This is a genomic window from Polyangium fumosum, from assembly GCF_005144585.1.
Lineage (GTDB): Bacteria > Myxococcota_A > Polyangia > Polyangiales > Polyangiaceae > Polyangium > Polyangium fumosum.
Genome location: NZ_SSMQ01000001.1, coordinates 462,535 through 483,464, shown reverse-complemented (window position 1 = coordinate 483,464; position 20,930 = coordinate 462,535). Strand labels below are relative to the sequence as shown.

The following is a 20,930-nucleotide window of genomic DNA, read 5'->3' as shown; positions in this document are numbered from 1 at the left end:
CCTGGATGACGCCTCGGGTTGTGCCTTTCTCCCTTCTCTGTTAGAGCCGCTCTCATGATCGGCGACATATACCGCCATCTCGGCGGAATGTTCGACGGGTGCCCGGATCCGCTGTTGCTCGTCGAAGGCGACGTGGTCGTGGCGCATAATGAAGCCGCGCGCCTGGCGCTCGGCGAGGCCTCGTCGCTGCTCACGCTCTTCGACGCGGCGGATCGGAGCGTCGTGTCGTCGGCCTGCGCGGCCGTGGCGAGCGGGCAATCGCAGAAATCGACGTTTTTCGCCCGTCTCGCGACAGGCACGGCGAACCGCTGGACCACATGGCCCACCGGTCATGGTGGGGTATGCGTCCGGATGGACGGCCCCGCGGAGCCTCGCGCGGACATTCCAGCGCCGCTTTCTCCCCTCGTCGAAAAAGACGAGCCCGTCCCGCTTCGGACCGTGCTCCTCGGCAAAATCTTCGATCGATTCGAGGGCATCCTCTGGGCGATCGCCAAGGATGGGACGATCCTGGTCTCTGAAGGGAAAGGGCTCGCCCATTTCGGACTCGCGCCGGGCGCGATCGTCGGCATGAATGCGCTCCAGATCTATCCCCCCGGATCGGTCGCCCGGGAGGAGACCGAACGCGCCCTCGCGGGGGAGGAGCTTTACGGGGACAGCATCGAGGGCATGTCCTACTGGATACGCCGCCTCACGCCCGTGCGAGACGCAGCCGGCAATGTCAGCGCGATCGTCGGATTCTCTCTCCGCGCCAATGAGAACTCGGAAGAGACCCTCCAGGCCAAGGCCTTGATCCGGGCGCTCGCGGAGCTGCCCCTCGCGATCTGGGCCATGGACGCGGACGGGACGTGCAAGATGTCCCTGGGCAATGGCCTCAAGGACCTCGGCATCATGCCAGGCGAACTCGTTGGGACAAACCTCTACGAGCTTTACAGCAACCGCGAGGATTTCAAGGCGGACATGAAGCGGGCGTTCGCCGGGGAGCAGTTCGTCTCCGGGACGTCCTTTGCCACGACGCACTGGCGTAACACGATCATCCCGGTGCGCGATACGTTTGGCGAGCGCGTGGTGCGTATCTACTCCGTGGCGGAGAACGTGACCGATCACGTAGAGAACCACCGTCGGCTCGAAGAACAGCTCGCGCTGATCCAATCGCAGCAGCAAGCCATCGTCGGACTGTCGAGCCCGGTGATCGAGGTTTGGCAGGGTGTGCTCGTCGTGCCGCTGATCGGATCGATCGACCAGGCCCGCGCGAGCATCCTGCTCGAACGGCTGCTCACCGAGGTCGTGGGTAGGCAATCGAGCGCGGTGATCCTCGACCTGACGGGCGTGGACACGGTCGACGCGGAGGCGGCGCAGCACCTCTCGAACGTGATGCGCAGCGTGGAGCTCGTCGGCGCGACGGGGCTGCTCTCTGGCATCGGGCCGAGCGTGGCGAAGACGATGGTGGACCTCGGCGTCGACATGCAATCACGCCGGACCTACCCGACGCTGGCCGAGGCGCTGCGGCGGCTGATCGGCGCGCGCAAGAGGTGAAGGCGCTTCAGCGGTTCTCGCCGTGCAATTCGAGCACGGCCCGCTCGTGCAGCTTCTTCAGGAAGGCATTTCGATCCGGCGCGTGGACGAGCTCCCGCAAATCCGCCTTGTTGATGAGAAGGACGAGGTAATCATCCCGGCGCTCGCCGTGCAGATCGCTGCGGAGGGGCGCGGAAAACCCGCCCGGCGCGATGAAAAGGCCGAGGCGCGAGCGATTGAACTTGCGCGAGAGCTTCCACAGAAAGCTACGAATCTCCGTGGCGCCCGCGGGCCTCGTCCAGTTCTTGCATTCGGCGAGGATGTACGACGTGCGTTCGTTCACCCAGAAAGGATCGGTGGATTCGTTGCGGATGACGAGGTCGATCTCCTCCTCCTCGTTGCGGCGACGGGCCGAGGCGTGGCGAAAACCGGGGATCGTCTTGAAGACGAGGACCATGAGGTCTTCGAGCAGCTTGCCCTTGCGGTTCGGGTCCGTCTCGCTCTCGGCCGCGACCCAGGTGTCGCGAATCGCCGCCTCGGCCTCGTCCGAGGAGAGCTCGCCGAAATGGTGCGCCCGCACGGCTTCGAGCGCATTGCGCAGTTTTGCCAGCAAGAGGACCCGGAAGATCGGGCCTTTTTCGAGGTAATCATAGGCGCCGTCCTGGAAAGCCCGCGTGACCGCGGCCTCCGTGGCATACCCCGTGACGAGGATGGTCTTCGCGAGCGGCGCGCGACGGGAAACCTCGGAGACGAGGTCGAGGCCGGTGTCCGGGCCCGTCTTGCCGTCGAGCTTCTGATCGACGAGCACGACGTCCCAGCCGCCCTGGTCGAGCCGCGCGAGCGCCTTTTCGATCTCGTCCGCAGTCTCGACGAGATACCCCTCGGCGCCGAGCCGAGCGCGATAGAGCTGCAAAAAGCTCGGGTCGTCGTCGATGATCAAGATGCGGCCCATCGGTCTCACGCGGCGCTCCTTCCGGCGTCCACCGGCAGGCGAAGGACGAATCGAGCCCCGCCGAGCGGGCTCTCCTCGCAATACGCCTCGCCGCCGAGCTCCGCCCGCGCGACCTCACGCACGAGCGCGAGCCCCTGCCCCGTCCCGCCCGGCCGCAAGGAAAATCCGGGCGCAAAAATCGCTTTTCGATACTCGGGCGGGACGCCCGGCCCGTCATCGTCGACGGTGACGACGATGGCGCCATCCGCGTCGAGCGTGGCGGCGACGCGAATTTCAGCCGGTCGGTCGTCGCGGGCGCGCGCCGCATTGCGGAGCAAATCGACGATGGCCAGGACGAACCGGTCGCGGCGTCCACGGACGGGCGGGAGGAAGCGGGGCCGATCGAAAAGGGCCACGCGGCCGAGCTCCTCGGCGAGGGCGGCGAGCGCGTCCTCGATGGCCGCCGCGACGTCGAAAGGCTCGGGCGGCGGGCCGGCGCGCTCGACGACCTGCGCCATTTCGGTCATGAACCGGAAAATGCGGTCGACGCCGCCCGTGATGGTGGCGCCGTGCCGATCGACGAGCGGCCCGCGGCCATCCCGCTGGAGCGCGGCGAAGAGGTCGTCGATGGCCTCGCGCACGGGGACCAGGGCATTGCGGATCTCGTGCGCGACCATACGCGCATGGCGGGTCATGGCGAAGGCGGCGCTCTCGCGCTGGATCAATGCGGTGGCCGCGCGAATGCGGTCGAGGACGGCGGCCGTCTCGTCCTGAATGAGCGCACCGGCGAGCAGGACCATCGGCGTATCGCCGGACGCGACCTCGGCGAGCAGCTCGGCGCCATTCTCGGTGAGCTCGTATGTGGTGAGCGCCTCCTCGGCCTCGTCCTCGAACGAAAGGAGGCCGAGCGCGGCGAGGCGATCGAGCGATTGGGGATGCGCGGCTACCTCGCTGCCATACCAGAAGACGCGGAGCCTGCGGGCCGCGACGAGGCGCGCCGCCGCCGCGCGCGAGAGGCGCCACGGATCCGAGGGCCCGCGGGATTGCGCGACTTCGACCGCGAGCAGCCAGCGGACGGCGTCCCGCTCGGGCAGGCTGAGGACGAGCCGGCCAATGGGCGTGAGGAGCGTCTCGCCCTCGGCGCGACGTAATGCCCGGACTTCGAGCGCATATCGCTCGGGCCAGAGGCTCGGGGTGCGCTCGGGGCGCTGGATGGAGAAGAGGACTTCGCTGGAGAGGCGATCGAGCTCGCGATCGCGGGTGCGCGAGCCGGCCGAGTCGGACAAACCGAGCCGGCGGCGGAGCGCGACGTCGATGAGCGCGTGGAGCTCCGCGGCGCTCGCGCCAAACGCGAGGCCGCCTTCGAGCCATCGCTGCATTTCCTGGACGAACGCCCCGAGCTTGTCGGACCAGACGTCGTGCAGGCGCTCGATTTTCTCCTCGGGCTCGCCGCGCGCTTCGAGCGCTTCGAGGGCGTCGAGCAGCGTCTTTCGATGCGCGCCGAGCCCCGAGAGCGCCCACGAAGAACCCTCCGGGCGGTCGAGAGTGCGGCGCACGTCGTCGAGGAAAGACACGCCGGAAGGTGATGCCGGGCGCCCGGGTTTGTCAAGTCCGTTGCACGGTTTGTCCCCGGCCGGTGTTTGTCCCCGGCGGGGACGTTATCGGGAGAGCAGCACGACCGCCCCGAGCACCGCCGCGCATACCGTCTCGGCGCGGAGCGTGAGCGGGCCGAACGAGACACGCGCGAGGCCAGCCGAGGTGCAGGCCTCGATCTCGGCCGGCGACAAACCTCCCTCGGGGCCCACGACGAACGCGAGCTCGACCTCCGGGCCGAGGCGCCGGAGCGCCGGGCCGAGCGGCGCGTCGGCCGCTGGATCCAGGCAGAAGCCGTTCACGCCCTCGCCCGACGCGAAGAGCTGCACGGCCTCCACGAGCTCCATCGGCGACGAGATCGCAGGCGCATCGCCGCGTCCGCATTGCCGCGCGGCCTCGACCGCGATGCGCCGCCACCGCGCAGCACGGCCGTCCGCAGGGCGGCCCACGGATCGCTCGGCGTTGATCGGGACCACGCGGCTCGCGCCGAGCTCGGTCGCGTCGCGCACGATGGCGTCGAACTTATCGCTCTTGCACGTGGCCTGGAGGAGCGTCACGCGGCGCGCCGGGAGGAACGTGGCCGCGCGCGGCGCTTCGACGACGACGGCGACGCTCGCGCGATCGATCGCGGTGATCTCGGCGTCAGCCTCGATCGCACGGTCGGGATCGAAGAGCACCACGCGATCCCCGAGGCGCTTTCGATGCACACGCGCGACGTAGCGGGAGGCGTCCTCGTCGAGGATCGAAGAGCCCGCTTCGACGCGGGCGACGGGGACACGCAGCGGGCCTCTCATGACGCAGCAAACGCGATCGCGACCCAGTCGTCACCCGTACCGTCACCGCGGCGGCGCGTCTCGAGGTGGCGGAGCGGGCGCGCGAGCGAGGTGTACCGCGCGACGATCTCGTCGTGCTCGGCCGCGAGGATGCCCGAGAGGATCAAGAGGCCCGAAGGCGAAACCGCGCGCGCAAGATCCTCCGCGATCGGACGGAGCACGCGCGTCTCGATGTTCGCGAGCACCACGGGGAACGGCTCGGTCACGCTCTCGATCGTCTGCTCGCGCACGACGATGCGATCGGCGAGGTGGTTGCGCTCGGCGTTCTCGCGCACGACGTCGATCACCTCGGCGTCATTGTCGATCGCGAGCGCGCTCGCGGCGCCGTAGATCAGCGCGACGAGCGCGAGGATCCCGCTGCCCGTGCCGACGTCGAGCACACGCGCGCCGGAGAGCGAACTCTTACGATCGTGAAGCATCTCGGCGACGAGCGCGGTCGTCGCATGCAAGCCCGTGCCGAAGGCGCGGCCCGGTTCGAGCTCGAGCACGTGCTCGTCCGCGTGCTTCTTCTCGTACGCGACCCACGGCGGCACCACGATCACGTCGGGCGTGAACTGAAACGGCTCGAAGTGCTGCTTCCAGGCGTCGCGCCAGGCGTCGCCCACGATCTCTTCGATGCGCGGCGCGAGCGAGGCATCCTCCTCGACGAGCGCCGCGATCGCCTGGTCGGCTTCCTCTCGCGTGGAGAAGCTCGCGACGAGGGTCACCTTCCCGGAGCCCGCGCCTTTCGCGAGCGTCTGCTCGTCGCGCTCCTCGACGCCCATGGCGCCGAGATCGAAGAGGGTTGCGCCGAGCTCTTCAACTCGATCGCGAGGGACGTCGACGGCGACGAACGGATAAACGGGCTCGGTCATGGGTGAGGCAGGTTTGGCGCGGATCGGGCCTCTTGGCCACTCGGGATCGGCTACTCCGTCACGCGAATCGTCACGGTCGAGGTCCTCTGGTTGAGGAGGATGTACGTCGCGGCCACGCCGCCGCCCACGACCGCGAGGCCGACGGGCACCCAGAACCACGGGCTCGTCAGCACGCCGCCCTTCTGCGCCGCAGGCACGGCGATGCGCAGCGGCGTGGCCGCGTCGCCGCGCGAGGTGAGCGGCAAGCCGCCCTTGTCGATCGCCTGCAGGTAGTACTCGACGAGCGGAGGTTTGACCGCGTCGCTCGGGATCTGCGCGCGAAACTCGCCGAGCGTGTAGCTCGCCGGCACGAGGATGAACTTGCCCTCCGCGCCCGCGCGATACGCGAGCTGCATCGCGCGCACGCGGCCGTCCGGATCTTCGACGCGGCCCGTGAGCTTGATCAACGTGCCCGGCGGGACCTGCGCGGGCGAGGTGTGCATGATGCGGATCGGCTTTTCGGCCGCAGGCGAGTCGACCTTCTCGCGGCCCGGCTTGCCCTCGGACTCCCACTTCTCGCGCGTCGCCTTGAAGAAGTCCTTGAAGCGCGGCGACTCGGTCGGCGGCAAGCTGTACGTCTCGTCGAGCACGAGCAGCCCGCGCACGGCGGCGTCCGCCTCGTCCGCGCGCTTGAGCACGATGTAGTTGTAGGCGAGCAGGCGGTAGATCTCGATCTTCTCCTGCTTGCTCGTGCCGGGGCGCAGGAGCGCGGCCGAGAGGGTCTGGATCGACTCTTCGTACTCGGCGTCGTCGAAGAGCGCGCTGCCGCGCTGGATGAGCGAGGTGACGCTGGCCTTGTCGCCTTTGGCAGCGGCTTGCGCGAACGCGAGGGAGGGCGTCGCGACGACGAACGCAGAATGGCAAGCAGCCGTGAGGGCGAGCATCGCGGCGAGGCGAGGCCAGACGGAGCGCATGGGCGAGAGGGTAGCCGGAAACGCGCGCCGTTGGCGAGAGCCGGTTTGATCGCTCTTCAGCGCGGGTAGTAGGTCCTTCGCGCCGGCACGCTCACGAGCACGCTCCGGCGATCCTCGGGCGGCGGCGGGTGTTCACCCGCGCGCAGCACCATCGCCGTGAGGCGGCCGCCGTACACGCAACCCGTGTCGATGCCTGTCGCGTGACGGTGGATCTGCGGCTGCTCGAGGGCGTTGTGCCCGAAGACGAGGTGCGGCGGCCCCACGTACCGCTCGCCCCACAAGATGGCGCCGCGCCGCTCCTCGGGCGTGCCGCCGACGTTGAGCGAACGCACGTACATCAACGTGCGCGGGCTCTGTTGTTCGATCGGCAGCGTCGGATCGACGCCGGCGTGCACGACGCGCAGGCCGTGCTCCGGCAGGTCGAGCCAGAGCGGCAACGACGCGAGGTACTCCCAGTGCCGGCGGCGCAGCGCGCGCACGACCTCGCGTTGCAGGCTCCCGAGCTGCGGGCCGATGCCCGGCGGCGCTTGCCGGTAACGCAGGAGCCGATCCTCGTGGTTGCCGCGCACGGCGCGCGCCTGGAGCTTGCGGAGCAGCTCGATCGTGCCTGCTGGATCGGGGCCGCGCACGACGAGGTCGCCGACGGAGATCAGACGATCGTCCGCGCAGAACCCGACGTGGCCGAGCAAATCTTCGAGTTCACCCCTGCATCCGTGCAGGTCGCCGACCACGACCGTTCGACCCATCTCTCCCGTTCAGCCGATCTTGGCGCGCTTGGGGATGACGACGATTCCGCCCTCGCTCACGTACCAGCGCTTCCTGTCTTCCTCGAGGTTGTAGCCGATCTCGGCCCCCGACGGGACCTCGACGTCCTTGTCGATGATCGCGCGGCGGATCTTGGCGTGCCGACCGATCACCACGTTCTCGAAGAGCACGCTCTCCTCCACGTGGCTGAACGAGTTCACGCGGCAGCGGTTCGAAAGGACGCTCCGATGGATGCGACCGCCGGAGATGATGCAGCCGAGCGAGACGAGGCTCTCGGTCGCGATGCCGACGCGCGCGTTCCACTCGTCGCGGAAGACGAACTTCGCCGGCGGATCATGGCTCATCGCGGTGCGGATCGGCCAGCGCTGGTTGTAGAGGTTGAAGGCGGGCTGGACGCTGATGAGATCCATCTGCGCGGCCCAGTACGCGTCGATCGTACCGATGTCGCGCCAGTACGCGTTCGAGCCTTCGTCCTCGCCGGGCACGCGGTTCGTCTGGAAATCGTAGACGAACGCGCGCTTTCCGTTCTTGACCAGGTACGGGATGATGTCGCGCCCGAAGTCGTGCGCGCTCTGCTCGTTCTTCGCGTCCTGCTCGAGCGCGTCGAGGAGGTTGCCCGTGTTGAAGATGTAGTTGCCCATCGACGCGAGGGCGAGGTCGGGGTGACCGGGCATCGGCGGCGGATCGGCGACCTTCTCGTGGAAGGCGATGATCCGGCCGTTCGCGTCGGCCTCGATCACGCCGAACTCCCGGGCCTCCTTGCGCGGCACGGGGATGGCCGCGACGGTCACCTCGGCGTTGCGCTCGAGGTGCTCGTCGAGCATCTGGCGCATGTCCATCTTGTAGACGTGGTCGCCGCCGAAGATGCAGACGTGCGTGGGCGACTCGTCCGTGATGACGTGCTGGGTCTGGTAGACGGCGTCGGCCGAGCCCTTGAACCAGCTCTTGCCCGTGCGCTGCTGCGCCGGGATCGTCTCGATGAAGTTGTCGAGCATCGGCGACAGGCGCCAGGCCCGTGCGATGTGCTCGTCGAGCGACGCGCTCTTGTACTGCGTGAGGATTTTGATCTTGTGCAGCCCCGAGTTGACGAAGTTCGAGAGCACGATGTCGATGATCCGGTAGCGCCCGCCGAACGGAACCGCCGGCTTGGCGCGATCCGAGGTGAGAGGGCCGAGTCTCCGGCCTTCCCCACCCGCCAGGATCATGACGAGGACACTTGAGGTCTCGAACGGGGCGCGCAGCTTCGTCTCGCGCATGGTTCGTGGAGACTACCCTACCTTCGTGGCCTACGCGACGCTCACGACGCCGACGGGTTTGGACGGGCCTGTTGGGCCGCTCGAGCGCCTCGTTATGAGGGGTCGAGGCTCCCGCGCCCCTCTCCTTCGGCGAATCTCTTTACGCGCCGTGCGCCATCGTGTTAGCCCTTTCCAGCCCAATCCCCCTACCCAGGGCGGCTGCCTGTGCCCGAGGGCGTGCCCTCGAGCGGCCCGGAGAGACCCATGAACGTCCGACATGCACTCGTTTTCGCCCTCGCCTCCCTGACAGGCTCGGCCGTGCTCGGCTGCGGACCGTCGGAGGAGCCGTACAAGGCCAAGCCCGCCGTGAGCGGCAAGAAGGCCGCGCTGCCCGCCGTGCCGACGCTCCCGCAGAAGCAGAAGAAGACGCCGGACGGCGCGTTCACGATCTGGGGCATCACGCACGATCTCCGCAGCCGCGTGCACTTCGAGGACGTCAACGCGAAGCAGGTGTCGATCGTCGGCTACATCGTCAAGACGAACTACGCCGACGCGCCGGCGTGCTCGATCCACAAGACGGGCAAGGGGGATGCGCCGGACTGCAAGGCGCCGATCCCGACCTTCGCGATCGCGGACGAGAAGGGCGAGACGAAGGACATGATCGACGTCATGGGCTGGGCGTCGAACTTCGCGCAGGTCTTCACGTTGATCGAGGCGATCGACAAGCAGCCGAAGGGCAAGGAAGGCGAGGCGAAGCTCGCCGACGAGTTCTGGGGCGCGGACCTGCCGAACCCGATCCCCAACATCGGGGCGAAGGTCAAGGTGACGGGCACCTATTCGGTGACGTTCACGAAGGCGAGCTCGGGCGCCGCCGCGAACCCGAAGTACGGGATCATGACGGCCGAGAAGATCGAGTTCCTCGAGCAGGCGCCCGAAAAAGCCTACCTGCCCGGGATGAAGAAGAAGCCCTGACGCTTTTTTTCTGCCGTGCGCTCCCCGCGCCCCAGGATCCGGCGGCGAAGGTGGGGGGGGCGAGACCCGAAATACTTGCGGACGCCGGCTGGCATCTGACACGCTCGGATTTGCGCATGGTCAACCGCACCTTCAAAGCAATCGCCCCCCTCGCTCTTCTCCTCGTCGCCGCGGCCTGCGGAGGGAACCAACCCGAACCCAACGACCCGTCGAAGACGGGCGGTGAGACGGACGAAGTGAAGCCCCCGCCGCCTCCTCCGAAGTGCGAGGCGCTCGACGAGAAGTGCGCCGCCAAGAAGGACACGACGGCGAAGGTCAAGAGCGCCAAGGTCCTGTTCCAGCCCGCAGAAAAGTGGGTGTACGCGCAGGGTGAGTCGCAGACGATCGCGCAGGCCTCGGAAGAGGGCGCGGTTGTCGTGTTCGGCTCGTACACGCCGGACAAGGACGCGAAGAAGGACCTGGCGGCGCGCGAAACGGCGCTGGCGGAGCTCGTCAAGACGACCACCGTCACCTTGCCGAAGGGCTACAAGGTCAACTGGAAGAAGCCCGACAACGTGCAAGAGGTCAACGGCGTCAAGCTCAACGTCTGGACGGCGGCGGGCTCGGAGCGCGGCAAGAAGAAGGGCACGCTGCTCGTGCTGCAAGCGCCGCTCAAGGACGGCGAACCGGCGCTGCTCGGCCTGGGCTTCGCAGCCGATGATGACGAGGCCGGCATGGGCGCGGTGAGCAAAGCGATCGAGTCCATCAAGGCCGAATAAGGAACGTCGTGACCGCGCCCCAGCTCTCCACCGGCTACGTCATCGCGCAGAAATACTCGGTCCAGGCTCTCCTGGGCAACGGTGGCTCCTCGGCCACCTACCGCGTCGTCGATGCGACGGGGCGCGCGATGGCGGTGCGTATCTACGCGCCGACCATCGCGCAGCGCCCCGAAGTGATGACGATGATCGAGCAGATCTACACGGCGACGAACGGGCTGCCGCCCGACGCCGTGCTGCCGGTCCTCGACGCGGGCTACGATCCGCAGACCGCCGCGCCCTTCACGGTGACGGAGCTCTCGCCGACGCCGTCGCTCGCGCAGCTCGTCTCGCAGCGCCCGCTCTCGCCGCAAGAGGTCTCGCAGATCGCGCAGAACATGGCGCGCACGCTGGACAACGCCCACGTGCGGCAGCTCATGCACCACGCGCTCAAGCCGACGAACGTGTTCGTCGCGCCGCAAGGCTTCGCCGTGCGCATCATGGACTTCGGCGCGGGCCTCGCGCGGAGCTACGTGCAGACGAACGAGGGCTACGGGATCGCGGCGCCCTGGGTCGCGCCCGAGCAGATGCAAGGCGGCGCGCCCGCGGGCCCCGCGGCCGACGTGTTCGCGATGGGGCTCGTGCTCTTCTACGCGCTCACGGGCCGGCCATATTGGCGCTCGTGCCAGGGCGCGCAGCCCGACCTCGCGTCGTGGCAACACGAGCTCGTCGGCCCGCGTCAGCCCGCGTCCCAGCGCGCCCAGGAGCTCGGCGCGCTGGTCTCGCCGGTGCTCGACGCCGTGTTCAACCGCGCGCTCGCGATCGATCCGAACGAGCGCTTCCGCCAGGCCAGCGAGCTCGCGGTGGCCTTCTCGGCCGCGGCGAACATGCCCGAGATGGCCACGAACGCGACCATCGCGTTCCCCGCGATCGGCGGCGCCGATCCGATGGGCCCGACGGCCGCCGTGCCGGTCTACCAGCCGGTGGGCCAGAATGATGGCTCGGGCTACCCGCCGCCGCCTCCGCCCGCAGGCATGGGCATGGGCGGGGCGGGCATGGGTGGTCAGGGCGCTGGCGCGCCGGCGAACGCGGACATGGGCATGGGCATGGGCATGGGCCCCGGCCCGATGGCGCCGACGACGGCGGCGCCGCGCCTGCCGATGGATGGCGGCGGCGGCTCGAAGAAGCTGCCGATCATCATCGGCGTCGCGGCGGTGCTGCTCATCGGCGGCGCGGTGGGCGCGTTCATCGTGATGGGCGGCAAGGACAAGACAGAGGGCGACGACCCGAACGCGCCGATTGCCATCACGCCGACGGGCGCGCCCACCACGAGCAGCGAGAGCGGCGCGCCCACGGGCACGGGCGAGGCGCCGCCGCCGACGCCGCCTCCCGCGGCCGAGGAGGTCGAGGTCGCGATCAAGTGCAGCCCGGGCTGCGACACGATCAAGGTCGACGACAAGGCGATCGAGGATCCGTCGAAGCTCAAGCTCGCGCCGGGCGCGCACAAGATCGAGCTCTCGAAGGCCGGGTACGTCACGCAGAGCGAAGAGATCACGATCGAGGCCGGCAAGAAGTTCGAGAAGGAATTCAAGCTCGCCGAGGCCCCGAAAGAGACGGCGCAGACCGCGAGCACCGCGAAGTCGAGCGGCAGCGGCGGCGGCAGCACGGCGAAGACGACCCCCACGGCGACGACGAAGCCGACCAGCACGGCGAAGACCGGCCAAAAATGCACGGGCGTCGGTCTCTTCAAGAAGTGCAAGTAATCGTTCCGCGCGCGTTTTCCCCTCCCACGGCCCGCGGCGTTTTGCCTTCGTAGCGGGCCGTTTTCGCGTCCGAGCCGTCCGTCCGTCCCCATCTGGCCAAAGCACGGCGCGGGCCCCATGCTCGCCTCGGAGCACGTGGCGGTTCGTCCGCCATGTCGTGAATCGCGCGCGGAGACACGTTACCCGCGCGGGAAAAGGGGGGGACATCATGGCCATGGCGAAACTTCTCCAGACCAGCTCGCGTCTCGCGGGCGCGGTGCTCGGAGTCCTGTCGTTCGTTTCCCCGAGCGCTTCCGCGCATGCGAAGGCCGAGGCGAAGAGCAGCGGCGCCGGGGCGCATGAGGGCGCGAAGGGGCAGACGAGCATCGTCCTGCAAGAGCAGCTCACGGAGCTCATCACGACGAGCGGCCAGGGCCAGATCGTGGCGAAGCCCGACGCGATGCGCGCCGAGCTCGGGGTCGAGGTCCGGGCGAAGACGCTGGAGCAGGCGCAGGCCGAGCTCGCCCGCAAGATGGCGCACGTGACGAGCGCGATCGAGAAGCTCGGCCTCGACGGCCTCACGCTGCAAACGGCGGCGCTGCAGATCCAGCCGCTCCACGACGAGCCCAAGGCCGGCCGCGCGGCGAAGATCGTCGGCTATCGCGCGCAGAACACGCTGTCGATCACGCTGCGCCCCGCGGAGGTGACGGAGCTCGGGACGCAGGCGGCAAAGCTCGTGGACGCGGGCGTCAGCGCGGGCGCGAACGTGGTGCAGGGGATCTCGTTTTTCCTCGCGCGCCCGGAGGAAGCGCAGGCCAAGGCGCTGCACCTCGCGGCCGTGGACGCGGAGCGGAACGCGAAGATCCTCGCGGCCACGTCGGGCGTGCGTCTGCTCGGGCTGCACAGCCTGGATGGATCCCAGGGCCGCCTGTCGCCGATCTTCCTCGACGCGGGCATCGCAGCGGCCTCGCTCAAGATCGAGACGACGATCGAGCCCGGCGAGCTCACGATCACGGCGAGCGTGACCGCCCGGTACCACTTCTCGAACCACTGACGGATCCCGCGTCCGCGCGAGGTTTTGGCGCAGGCTTCGGCCGGCCGGCCTCGCGCGGCGCTTCTTTCGAGGGGGTTCGCCTTGCCAAGCGCGGCGCCCGTCACGACAATGCGCCGCCCGTGGCCGTCTCGATCCATCCGCTCGCGCATGTCGATCCCGGGGCGAAGCTCGGCGTGGACGTCGTCGTGGGCCCCTTCGCCGTGATCGAGGGCGACTGCGAGATCGGCGATGGCTGCCGCGTCGAGGCGCACGCGGTGATCGCGGCGGGCAGCCGGATCGGGCGCCGCAACGTGGTCCATTCGTTCGCCGTGATCGGGGGCGCGCCGCAGGATCGGCGGTATGCGGGCGAGCCCACGACGCTCGTCGTGGGCGACGACAACCTATTTCGCGAGCACGTGACGGCGCATCGCGGCACCGGGCACGGCGGCGGCGTGACCCGCATCGGGAGCGCGGGGCTCTTCATGGTCGGCGTGCACGTCGCGCACGACGTGGTCGTCGGGGATCGCGTCACGCTCGCGAACGGCACGTTGCTCGCGGGGCACGTCGTGCTCGGGGATCACGTGGTGACGGGTGGTCACGTCGCGGTGGCGCCCTTCGTCCGCGTGGGCGCGCGCGCGTTCCTCGCGGGCGGGTCGATGGTGGAGCGTGACGTGCCGCCGTTCGTGATCGCCGAGGGAAACCGGGCGCGCGTGCGCGCGTTGAACCGTGTGGGGCTCGAACGGACGGGCGTTCCGCTCGAATCACGCGTCGCGCTGAAGCGGGCGTTTCGGGCGCTCTTCGTGGGGGAGCTTCCGCGCGCCGAGGCCCTCGCGCGGCTCGAATCCGTCTCGGATCCGTTTGTCCGCGAGCTCGTCGCCTTCCTCCGCGCGCTGCCCCGCCGTTAAGGTAAACGGCGGCTTGCCGAAACGAGCGCGCAGGCGGTTGCACGTACGGAGCACCGCTGGAATCGCCACGATCCGCCGCTCGATCGCGCGTTTGCCGGGGACGTCCAGGAGGACGAGGCCGATGAAGATCGTGAGCAACCCTTGTCCCGGCACGCCGGGCAGGGACATCAGGATCCCGAGAATGACCAGGAAAAACCCGAGCAGGTTCTTGCCGGCGATCCCGAGGGCGCGCTGCCATGCCGGACGGCCGGCGAGGAAGCGCCCTGGGCCCCGCGCCTCTTCGAAGTGCGCGGCGTCGAGCCGCACGACCACGAGCGCCACCGCGGCCAGGCTGAGCGCAAGGCTCAACCCGAAGACACCCATGCCCACGAAGATCTCGGACGCATGGATTTCCAGCGTGTGGAGCAAATTCATCCGGCCGCGCACCCTGCCCCAACCAACAACCGCGCCTTGTCCAGATTCCCTGTCATGTAGCGCACGCCATCACGCGGGCAAGGCGCGCGGAGGGCTCGTCAATCCGTGCGTTTTGGACGAAGCTCCGCGCATGATCGAGGCGGCGAAGACGCACCTCCGGGCGCGGGAAGAAGCGGCGCTCTTGCTGCTCGAAGCGCTCGTCGGCGTGAACTCGTTCACGGACAACGTGCCGGGCGGGTCGCGCGTGGGCGAGATGCTCGCGGCGGAGCTTCGCGGGATCGAGGGCGTGAGCTCGGTGCGCGCGCGCGCGAGCGATCGGTATGCGCCGCACTGGGTCGCGCGGACGGAGGCGGCGGAGCGCTCGGCCGCGGGGTGCGTGGCGATCGTGGGGCACCTCGATACGGTGTTTCCGCCGGGGACCTTCGAGGGGTTCCGGCGCGAGGGGCCGATCGCGCGTGGGCCCGGCGTGCTCGACATGAAGGGCGGGCTCGTCGTGGTGCTCGAAGCGATGCGCGCGCTCGCGCACGTGGGCGTGCTCGCGCGTGTGCCGATGCGCGTGGTGATCGTGTCGGACGAGGAGGTTGGTTCTCCCGAGGGACAACGTGTGATCGCCGAGGAGCTCGCCGGCGCGCGCGCGGCGCTCGTGTTCGAGGCGGGGCGCGCGAAGGACCTCGTGATCACGTCGCGCAAGGGCACGGGCAGCGCGCGTGTCGTCGCCGCGGGGAAAGCCGCGCATGCGGGCAATGCGCACGCGGACGGCGCGAATGCGATCTGGGCGCTCGCGCGCTTCATCGATCACGCGCAACAGCTCACCGACGCCACGCGCGGCGTGACCGTGAACGTCGGAACGATCCGCGGCGGACAGTCGAAAAACACCGTGCCCGATCACGCCGAGGCCGAGCTCGATTTCCGCTACGAGCGGCGCGCCGACGGAGAGGCGCTCCTCGCAGCGCTCGCGAACGTGGCGAAGGAAACGGCAATCGCGGGGACGACGTTGACGGTGATGGGCGGCATCGCGCGATCGTCGCTCGAACGTACAGCGGCTTCTGCAGCGCTCTACGAAGCGTATGCCGCGTGCGCGCGCGCAGCAGGACTCGGCGACGGCGAGGCGCCGCTCGTGGGCGGTGGCTCGGACGCGGCGACGACAGCGGCGCTCGGCATCCCGTCGATCGACGGCCTCGGGCCGCGTGGCGCGGGCTTTCACACGCACGACGAGCACATCGAGGTGGCGACACTCGTGCCGAAGGCAGAGGCGATCGTGCGGTTTTTGCTGGGCTGCGCGGAGAGTTTCGACCCGGACGGCTTGTTGCGATCTTCTTGAGGCTTGGCCGTCCTTCTGCGATCCTGACGGACGACATCGTGCAGGGTCCGGCGAGGTACGAGCTGCGAGACCGGGCGAGGAGCTTGGACGGCCGCGTTTTGTGCGCGCGCGGGGCTTTGAGGGGGGACGCATGAGCTCGCTCGGGGACGTGGGGGCGGGGCATACGCTGGGGCGCTACGAGCTGCTCGTGCCGATTGCGCAGGGCGGCATGGCCGTCGTGTGGGCCGCGCGCATGAAGGGCACGCGCGGCTTTCAGAAGATCGTCGCGGTCAAGACGATGCTGCCCGAGCTGTCGCAGGATCCGCAGTTCGAGGACATGTTCCTCGCGGAGGCGGGCCTCGCCTCGCGCATCCGCCACCCGCACGTCTGCGAGATCCTCGATCTCGGCGAGCAGGACGGGCTGATCTACATCGTGATGGAGTGGATCGACGGCGAGCCGCTCAGCCAGCTCGCGCGCGCGGCCCGGCAGAAGGGCGGCGTCCCGATGCTCATCGCGCTCCGCGTCTGCCTCAACGCCGCGCTCGGCCTGCATGCCGCGCACGAGCTGCAGAACGAAGCCGGCGAGCTCGTGGGGCTCGTGCACCGCGACGTCTCGCCGCAGAACATCCTCGTCACGTACGACGGCGTCGTGAAGATCGTGGACTTCGGCGTGGCCAAGGCCACGGCGGTCTCGGATACGGGCGCGACGAAGGACGGCCAGCTCAAGGGCAAGGTGCCGTTCATGTCGCCCGAACAAGCGCTCGGAAGGGCCGTGGATCGCCGCACGGACGTCTTCGCGCTCGGCATCGTGCTCTACCAGCTCCTCGCCTCGAAGCACCCGTTCCGCGGGGACAACGACATGATCACGCTGCGACGGATCTGCGACAAAGAGCCGGCGCCGTCGTTGCTCTCGGCGATGCCGAACTGCCCGACGCTCCTGAACGAGATCGTCATGAAGGCGCTCGAGAAGGAGGCCGACAAACGCTACCCGTCGATGGCCGAGTTCGCGCGCGCGCTCGATCGTGGGATCGCGGAGCTCAAGCTCGCAGGGCAGCCCGACGAGGACGTGGTCGCGTTCGTCAGGTCCATGCTCGGCGAGCGCGCCGACAAGCGCCGCGCGGCGATTCGGGATGGCCTCAAGGTCGCCGACGAGCGCGCCGAGCAACGCGAGCAGCTCAAGGCGCAACGCGCCGCGCTCCTCGCGCAGGCGCGGGCGAACGGAGGGACGATCCCGCCGGGGCTGCTCGGCAATCGTATGCCCACGATCCCGCCGGGCCTGCAGTCGATCCCGCCGCCGCCCGGATCGATGCCCGACATCGCCACGATCGCGCACGGCCGCGCGAGCCTCGTGCCCGGCACGCTCCACGCGCAAGGCGCGCCCTCGTCGCCGACGGCGGCCGCGATCGTCGCCGACGTCGACGACGACATCGCGGCCTTTACGGGAGGCGGAAAGAAGAAGCTCGCCGTGGTGTTCGGCGCGATCGGCGTGCTCGCGATCGGCGGCGCGGTCCTCGCCTTCTCGCAAGGCTCGACGACGCCCGAGCCCGCGACGCAACCTTCCGTCACCACGATGGCGCCCGCGGCGACCACACCTGCGCCCACGCCGACCCCCCTCCCCTCGCCCGTCACGAGCGCCGCGCCCTCGACGAGCGCCGCCGTGCCCCCCGCGACGCACAACCAGGGCGGCGCGACGACGAAGGCCACGACCACGACCACCGGGGCCGGCACCACGAAATCGCCGAGCACGAAGAGCACCGGCACCCCGAAGCCGGGCGGCCAGGACAACCTGCCCAGCGTGCGTGACCCCGGCTTCTGATCGGCGCGCCTGATCGTTTCACGCCCAACGGGTTCGCGCGGACGAACCCTCAGGCGAGGACGGCGAACTTCAAGTACCGGCCTTCGAACCACGCAGGCAGCGTCGGGTGATCGGGCGGCTGTCCGTGCATGGCCACGAGCGAGAGATCGTCGCGACCGAGCGCGGCGTCGTCGAGCGTGTCGAGGAAGTCCTCGGCCGACACGTGGCTCGAACACGACGCCGCGCAGAGCAGCCCGCCCGGGGCGAGCACCTTCGCGAGCGCGCCGTGGAGCTTGCGGTACGCGGTGAGCGCGCGCGGCTTCGTCCGCTCGTTCGGCGCGAAGCTCGGCGGATCCGACACGATGAGGTCGAACTTGTCGCCGCGTCGCGCTGCCGCTTCGAGGAAGGCGAAGGCGTCCGCCGTGACGAACGCGTGTTTCGCCGGGTCGAGCCCGTTCGCGCGGAACGAGCGTTGCGCGGTCGCGTGCGCGGCGGCGGCGACGTCGACCGAGGTCACGTGCGCGGCGCCGCCGAGCGCGGCCGCGACCGAGAAGCCGCCCGCGTAGCTGTAGAGGTTCAGCGCGCGGGCGCGGCGCGAGCCGAACGCGCGGACGCGGGCGCGGTTGTCGCGTTGATCGAGGAACGCGCCCGTCTTCTGCCCGTGCGCGAGGTCGACCTCCATCGCCATCCCGTTCTCGCGCACGATCACGCGGTCCTCGGGCTCCTCGCCTGCGAGCGGGCGGATGCGACGATCGCCGGCCTCGTCGCGGGCGCGGCGGAGCGCGACGCTGCGCACGCCGCGCCCGGCGAGGACGCGCGCGATCTTCGGCGCGAGCTTTTCGATCCAGGGGTCGAGGTGATCGCCGTCGAGGCGGACGATCGCGACGTGCGCGTACCTGTCGATCACGAGGCCGGGCACGTGGTCGCCTTCGCCGTTGCAGAGGCGGTAGGCGTCGGTGTCAGGCCCGACGAACGCCTCGCGGCGGGCGAAGGCGCGTTCGATCCGCTCGAGCAACGCGCGCTCGTCGAGGCGCCCGCTCTTGCCGAAGACGCGCACGGCGATGGGGGAGGACTCGTCCCAGAGGCCCACGCCGAGCGGCTCGCCCTCCTCGCTCGCGAGCGAGACGGCCGTGCCCGAGTCGAGCTTCGGCGGCCGGGCGAGGCCTTCTCGAAACACCCAGGGATGACCTCGACGAACGGAGGCGGCGGCGGAACGGGTGAGGCGGAGCGTCTTCGAATCACGTGCGGTCACGGGGCTTTGGGAAGCCTACTTCCGGGCCCCTCGTGATAGAAGGGCGCATGCGTTTTTCCTGGCCTCGCCTCGCGTTTCCGTGGGTCCTCGCGCTCTCTGCCTCGTGCGGCGGCGCGCCGCCGGCCGTCTCGCCGGACGGGGTCTGGCTGGCCACGTTCGATGCGGTGCCTCGCGCGGACTTCAATCGTGCTGCGGTCGCCCTCGATCTACCGCTCTTCTGGACCGAGGATGCCGATCGCGACGGCACGCTCGATCCGAGCGAGCTCGCGGTGCTCTGGGCCGCCGCGCCCACGGAGGAGTCCTCCTGGGTCTCGTCCGGCGCCTTCAACCCGACGTTCGGCAGCGCGTACGCCTCGATCGTGGACTTCGTGAAGAACGGTCCGAAGTTCGCGGGCCTCGCGCCCGGCGAGGTCGAGCGCCGCAAGGCCGTCCTGCGCGAGCTCGACGCGGGCCGGCCCACGCTCGTCGCCTCGGATTTCCGCGGCAGCGCTGCGACCGACGAGGATCGGGCGATCGTGAACCACGTGCTCGCGGCGGCGCGGCTCGTCGAGAAGCTCTACCAGAAGCAGACAGGCACGCTCTCGCTCGCGTCGAAGGTCCCCGCAGACGATCCGGCGAGCCGGCGGCTCTTCTACCGGAACCAGGGCCCGCAATGCGAGGCGCCGCCCACGAAGGGCGACGTCAATTGTTACGCGATCCCGCGGGCGCCGGGCGAAGAGAAGCGCGTCCCCTCGGGGCTTTATCCCGCCGAATTGCAATCGAAGCCCGATTTCTGCAAAACGCTCGCCGCGCGCCCGGATGCCCGCGCGCTCATGAATCCGTTCGTCGTGGTGACGGGCGAGGGCGACGCGCTCAAGCCCGTGCCGTACCAGCGGGCCTACGAGAACGACATGCAGGCCGTGGCGCGTGAGCTCGACGCGGCGGCCGAGGCGATCACGAATCCGGACGAGGCCTCGTTCCAGGCGTATCTGCGTGCTGCCGCGAAGGCGTTCCGGGACGGGAGCTGGTTCGAGGCGGACGAGGCCTGGGCGCGGATGAGCACGTTCAACTCGAAATGGTACCTGCGCATCGGCCCGGACGAGACGTATTTCGAGCCGTGCAGCGAGAAGGCGGGCTTCCACGTGAGCTTCGCGCGGATCGACCAGGGATCGATCGAATGGAAGGAGAAGCTCGATCCGCTGAAGCAGGACATGGAGCAGGCGCTCGCGGCGCTCGCCGGGCCGCCGTATACGGCGCAGAAGGTGTCCTTCAAGCTGCCCGATTTCATCACGGTCATCTTGAACGCGGGCGATTCGCGGGACGCGTTTGGCGCGACGATCGGCCAGAGCCTGCCGAACTTCGGCCCCGTGGGCAACGAGGGGCGCGGCCGCACGGTCGCGATGACGAATTTTTATACCGACCCGGACAGCATCGCCTCGCAGCGGGGGCTCGCGGCGTCGTTGTTCTGCGGCGCGACGATGGCCTCGTACACGGACGACCCGGGGCCGCAGCTCATGAGCACGGTCCTGCACGAGGCTGCGCACAACCTCGGGCCTTCGCACCAGTATGCGGTGAACGGCAAGATCGACAGCGAGATCTTCGGCGGGCCGCTCGCGAGCACGCTGGAGGAGCTGAAGGCGCAATCGGCGGCGCTTTATTTCACGGATTGGCTCGTCGAGCGGGGCACGATCGACAAGAACAAGGCGAACTTCGCGCACGTGCGGGACATCGCCTGGGCCTTCGGCCACATCTCGCGCGGGATGTACGACGAGGCCAAGCACCCGCTGAACTACAGCCAACTCGCGGCGATCCAGGTGGGCTTTTTGCTCGACGAGGGCGTCCTCACCTGGAACGCAGGCGAAAAAGCGCAAAATGGCACGGACGCGGGCTGCTTCGCGGTCAAGCTCGACGCGTTCCCGGCCGCGAGCAAGAAGCTCATGGGGATCGTGGCGAAAATCAAGGGCAGCGGCGACAAACCCGGCGCCGAGGCGCTCGTCGCGAAATACGTGGATGCGCCCGGCGCGTACGCGGATCTCAAGAAGACGATCACCGAGCGATGGCTCCGGCAGCCCAAGGCGAGCTTCGTCTACTCGATCCGACGCTGAATCCCCCGGCGCGCGCTAAACTC

Annotated in this window: 17 protein-coding genes; 9 read left to right on the top strand and 8 right to left on the bottom strand. The window is 69.3% G+C overall.

Translation table 11 applies throughout. The features are described from left to right. Positions 1–54: 54 nt before the first annotated feature. Positions 55–1,533, top strand: a complete 1,479-nt coding sequence (locus tag E8A74_RS01975) for an STAS domain-containing protein (RefSeq protein WP_136927155.1) — start codon at positions 55–57, stop codon at positions 1,531–1,533. Positions 1,534–1,540: 7 nt separating this feature from the next. On the opposite strand, the gene E8A74_RS01970 is transcribed toward E8A74_RS01975, so the two are convergent. The 7 genes from E8A74_RS01970 to glgC form a co-directional block, all read right to left on the bottom strand. Then, positions 1,541–2,464 carry a response regulator gene (locus E8A74_RS01970; RefSeq protein ID WP_232379330.1) on the bottom strand — a complete coding sequence of 308 codons (924 nt, stop codon included), beginning with the start codon at positions 2,462–2,464 and terminating at the stop codon, positions 1,541–1,543. Positions 2,465–2,469: 5 nt separating this feature from the next. Continuing rightward, positions 2,470–4,017 (bottom strand): sensor histidine kinase, encoded by a 1,548-nt coding sequence (locus E8A74_RS01965; RefSeq protein ID WP_170228778.1) that lies wholly within the window; start codon positions 4,015–4,017, stop codon positions 2,470–2,472. A gap of 84 nt (positions 4,018–4,101) precedes the next feature. Further along, positions 4,102–4,830, bottom strand: a complete 729-nt coding sequence (locus E8A74_RS01960; protein ID WP_136927152.1) for an RsmE family RNA methyltransferase — start codon at positions 4,828–4,830, stop codon at positions 4,102–4,104. Continuing rightward, on the bottom strand, positions 4,827–5,723 hold the full coding sequence (locus tag E8A74_RS01955; protein ID WP_136927151.1) for a 50S ribosomal protein L11 methyltransferase: 897 nt from the start codon (positions 5,721–5,723) through the stop codon (positions 4,827–4,829). Before E8A74_RS01955 ends, E8A74_RS01960 begins: the two co-directional genes overlap by 4 nt. Before the next feature lie 50 nt (positions 5,724–5,773). Continuing rightward, positions 5,774–6,676 (bottom strand): hypothetical protein, encoded by a 903-nt coding sequence (locus tag E8A74_RS01950; protein WP_136927150.1) that lies wholly within the window; start codon positions 6,674–6,676, stop codon positions 5,774–5,776. 56 nt (positions 6,677–6,732) lie between these two features. Further along, a complete protein-coding gene (locus E8A74_RS01945) occupies positions 6,733–7,422 on the bottom strand; it encodes a metallophosphoesterase (RefSeq protein WP_136927149.1) in 690 nt (229 codons plus the stop codon). 9 nt (positions 7,423–7,431) lie between these two features. After that, positions 7,432–8,697, bottom strand: a complete 1,266-nt coding sequence (gene glgC / locus E8A74_RS01940; protein WP_136927148.1) for a glucose-1-phosphate adenylyltransferase — start codon at positions 8,695–8,697, stop codon at positions 7,432–7,434. Positions 8,698–8,940: 243 nt separating this feature from the next. Here glgC and E8A74_RS01935 point away from each other — a divergent pair, with 243 nt between their 5' ends. The 7 genes from E8A74_RS01935 to E8A74_RS01900 all read left to right on the top strand — a co-directional run bounded on the left by E8A74_RS01935 (position 8,941) and on the right by E8A74_RS01900 (position 17,592). Continuing rightward, positions 8,941–9,648: a hypothetical protein gene (locus E8A74_RS01935; protein ID WP_136927147.1), complete on the top strand. Its 708-nt coding sequence runs from the start codon at positions 8,941–8,943 to the stop codon at positions 9,646–9,648. A gap of 116 nt (positions 9,649–9,764) precedes the next feature. Then, the gene (locus tag E8A74_RS01930; RefSeq protein ID WP_136927146.1) at positions 9,765–10,406 is read left to right on the top strand and encodes a hypothetical protein; all 642 of its coding nucleotides are present in this window, start codon (positions 9,765–9,767) and stop codon (positions 10,404–10,406) included. Between the two features lie 8 nt (positions 10,407–10,414). Next, positions 10,415–12,145 carry a protein kinase domain-containing protein gene (locus E8A74_RS01925; protein ID WP_136927145.1) on the top strand — a complete coding sequence of 577 codons (1,731 nt, stop codon included), beginning with the start codon at positions 10,415–10,417 and terminating at the stop codon, positions 12,143–12,145. 214 nt (positions 12,146–12,359) lie between these two features. Continuing rightward, positions 12,360–13,178 carry an SIMPL domain-containing protein gene (locus E8A74_RS01920; RefSeq protein WP_170228777.1) on the top strand — a complete coding sequence of 273 codons (819 nt, stop codon included), beginning with the start codon at positions 12,360–12,362 and terminating at the stop codon, positions 13,176–13,178. A gap of 119 nt (positions 13,179–13,297) precedes the next feature. Then, positions 13,298–14,062, top strand: coding sequence for an acyl-ACP--UDP-N-acetylglucosamine O-acyltransferase (gene lpxA, locus E8A74_RS01915; protein ID WP_170228776.1), 765 nt, complete (start codon positions 13,298–13,300; stop codon positions 14,060–14,062). 544 nt (positions 14,063–14,606) lie between these two features. Continuing rightward, a complete protein-coding gene (locus tag E8A74_RS01905; RefSeq protein WP_136927142.1) occupies positions 14,607–15,797 on the top strand; it encodes a M20/M25/M40 family metallo-hydrolase in 1,191 nt (396 codons plus the stop codon). 130 nt (positions 15,798–15,927) lie between these two features. Continuing rightward, positions 15,928–17,592 carry a serine/threonine-protein kinase gene (locus E8A74_RS01900; protein ID WP_136927141.1) on the top strand — a complete coding sequence of 555 codons (1,665 nt, stop codon included), beginning with the start codon at positions 15,928–15,930 and terminating at the stop codon, positions 17,590–17,592. A gap of 49 nt (positions 17,593–17,641) precedes the next feature. Here the strand turns inward: E8A74_RS01900 and E8A74_RS01895 are convergent, their stop codons facing one another. Then, positions 17,642–18,823 (bottom strand): class I SAM-dependent rRNA methyltransferase, encoded by a 1,182-nt coding sequence (locus tag E8A74_RS01895; RefSeq protein WP_136927140.1) that lies wholly within the window; start codon positions 18,821–18,823, stop codon positions 17,642–17,644. Positions 18,824–18,870: 47 nt separating this feature from the next. Between E8A74_RS01895 and E8A74_RS01890 the strand changes: the two genes are divergently transcribed. Further along, positions 18,871–20,907, top strand: a complete 2,037-nt coding sequence (locus E8A74_RS01890; protein WP_136927139.1) for a hypothetical protein — start codon at positions 18,871–18,873, stop codon at positions 20,905–20,907. The last annotated feature ends 23 nt before the right edge of the window (positions 20,908–20,930 follow it).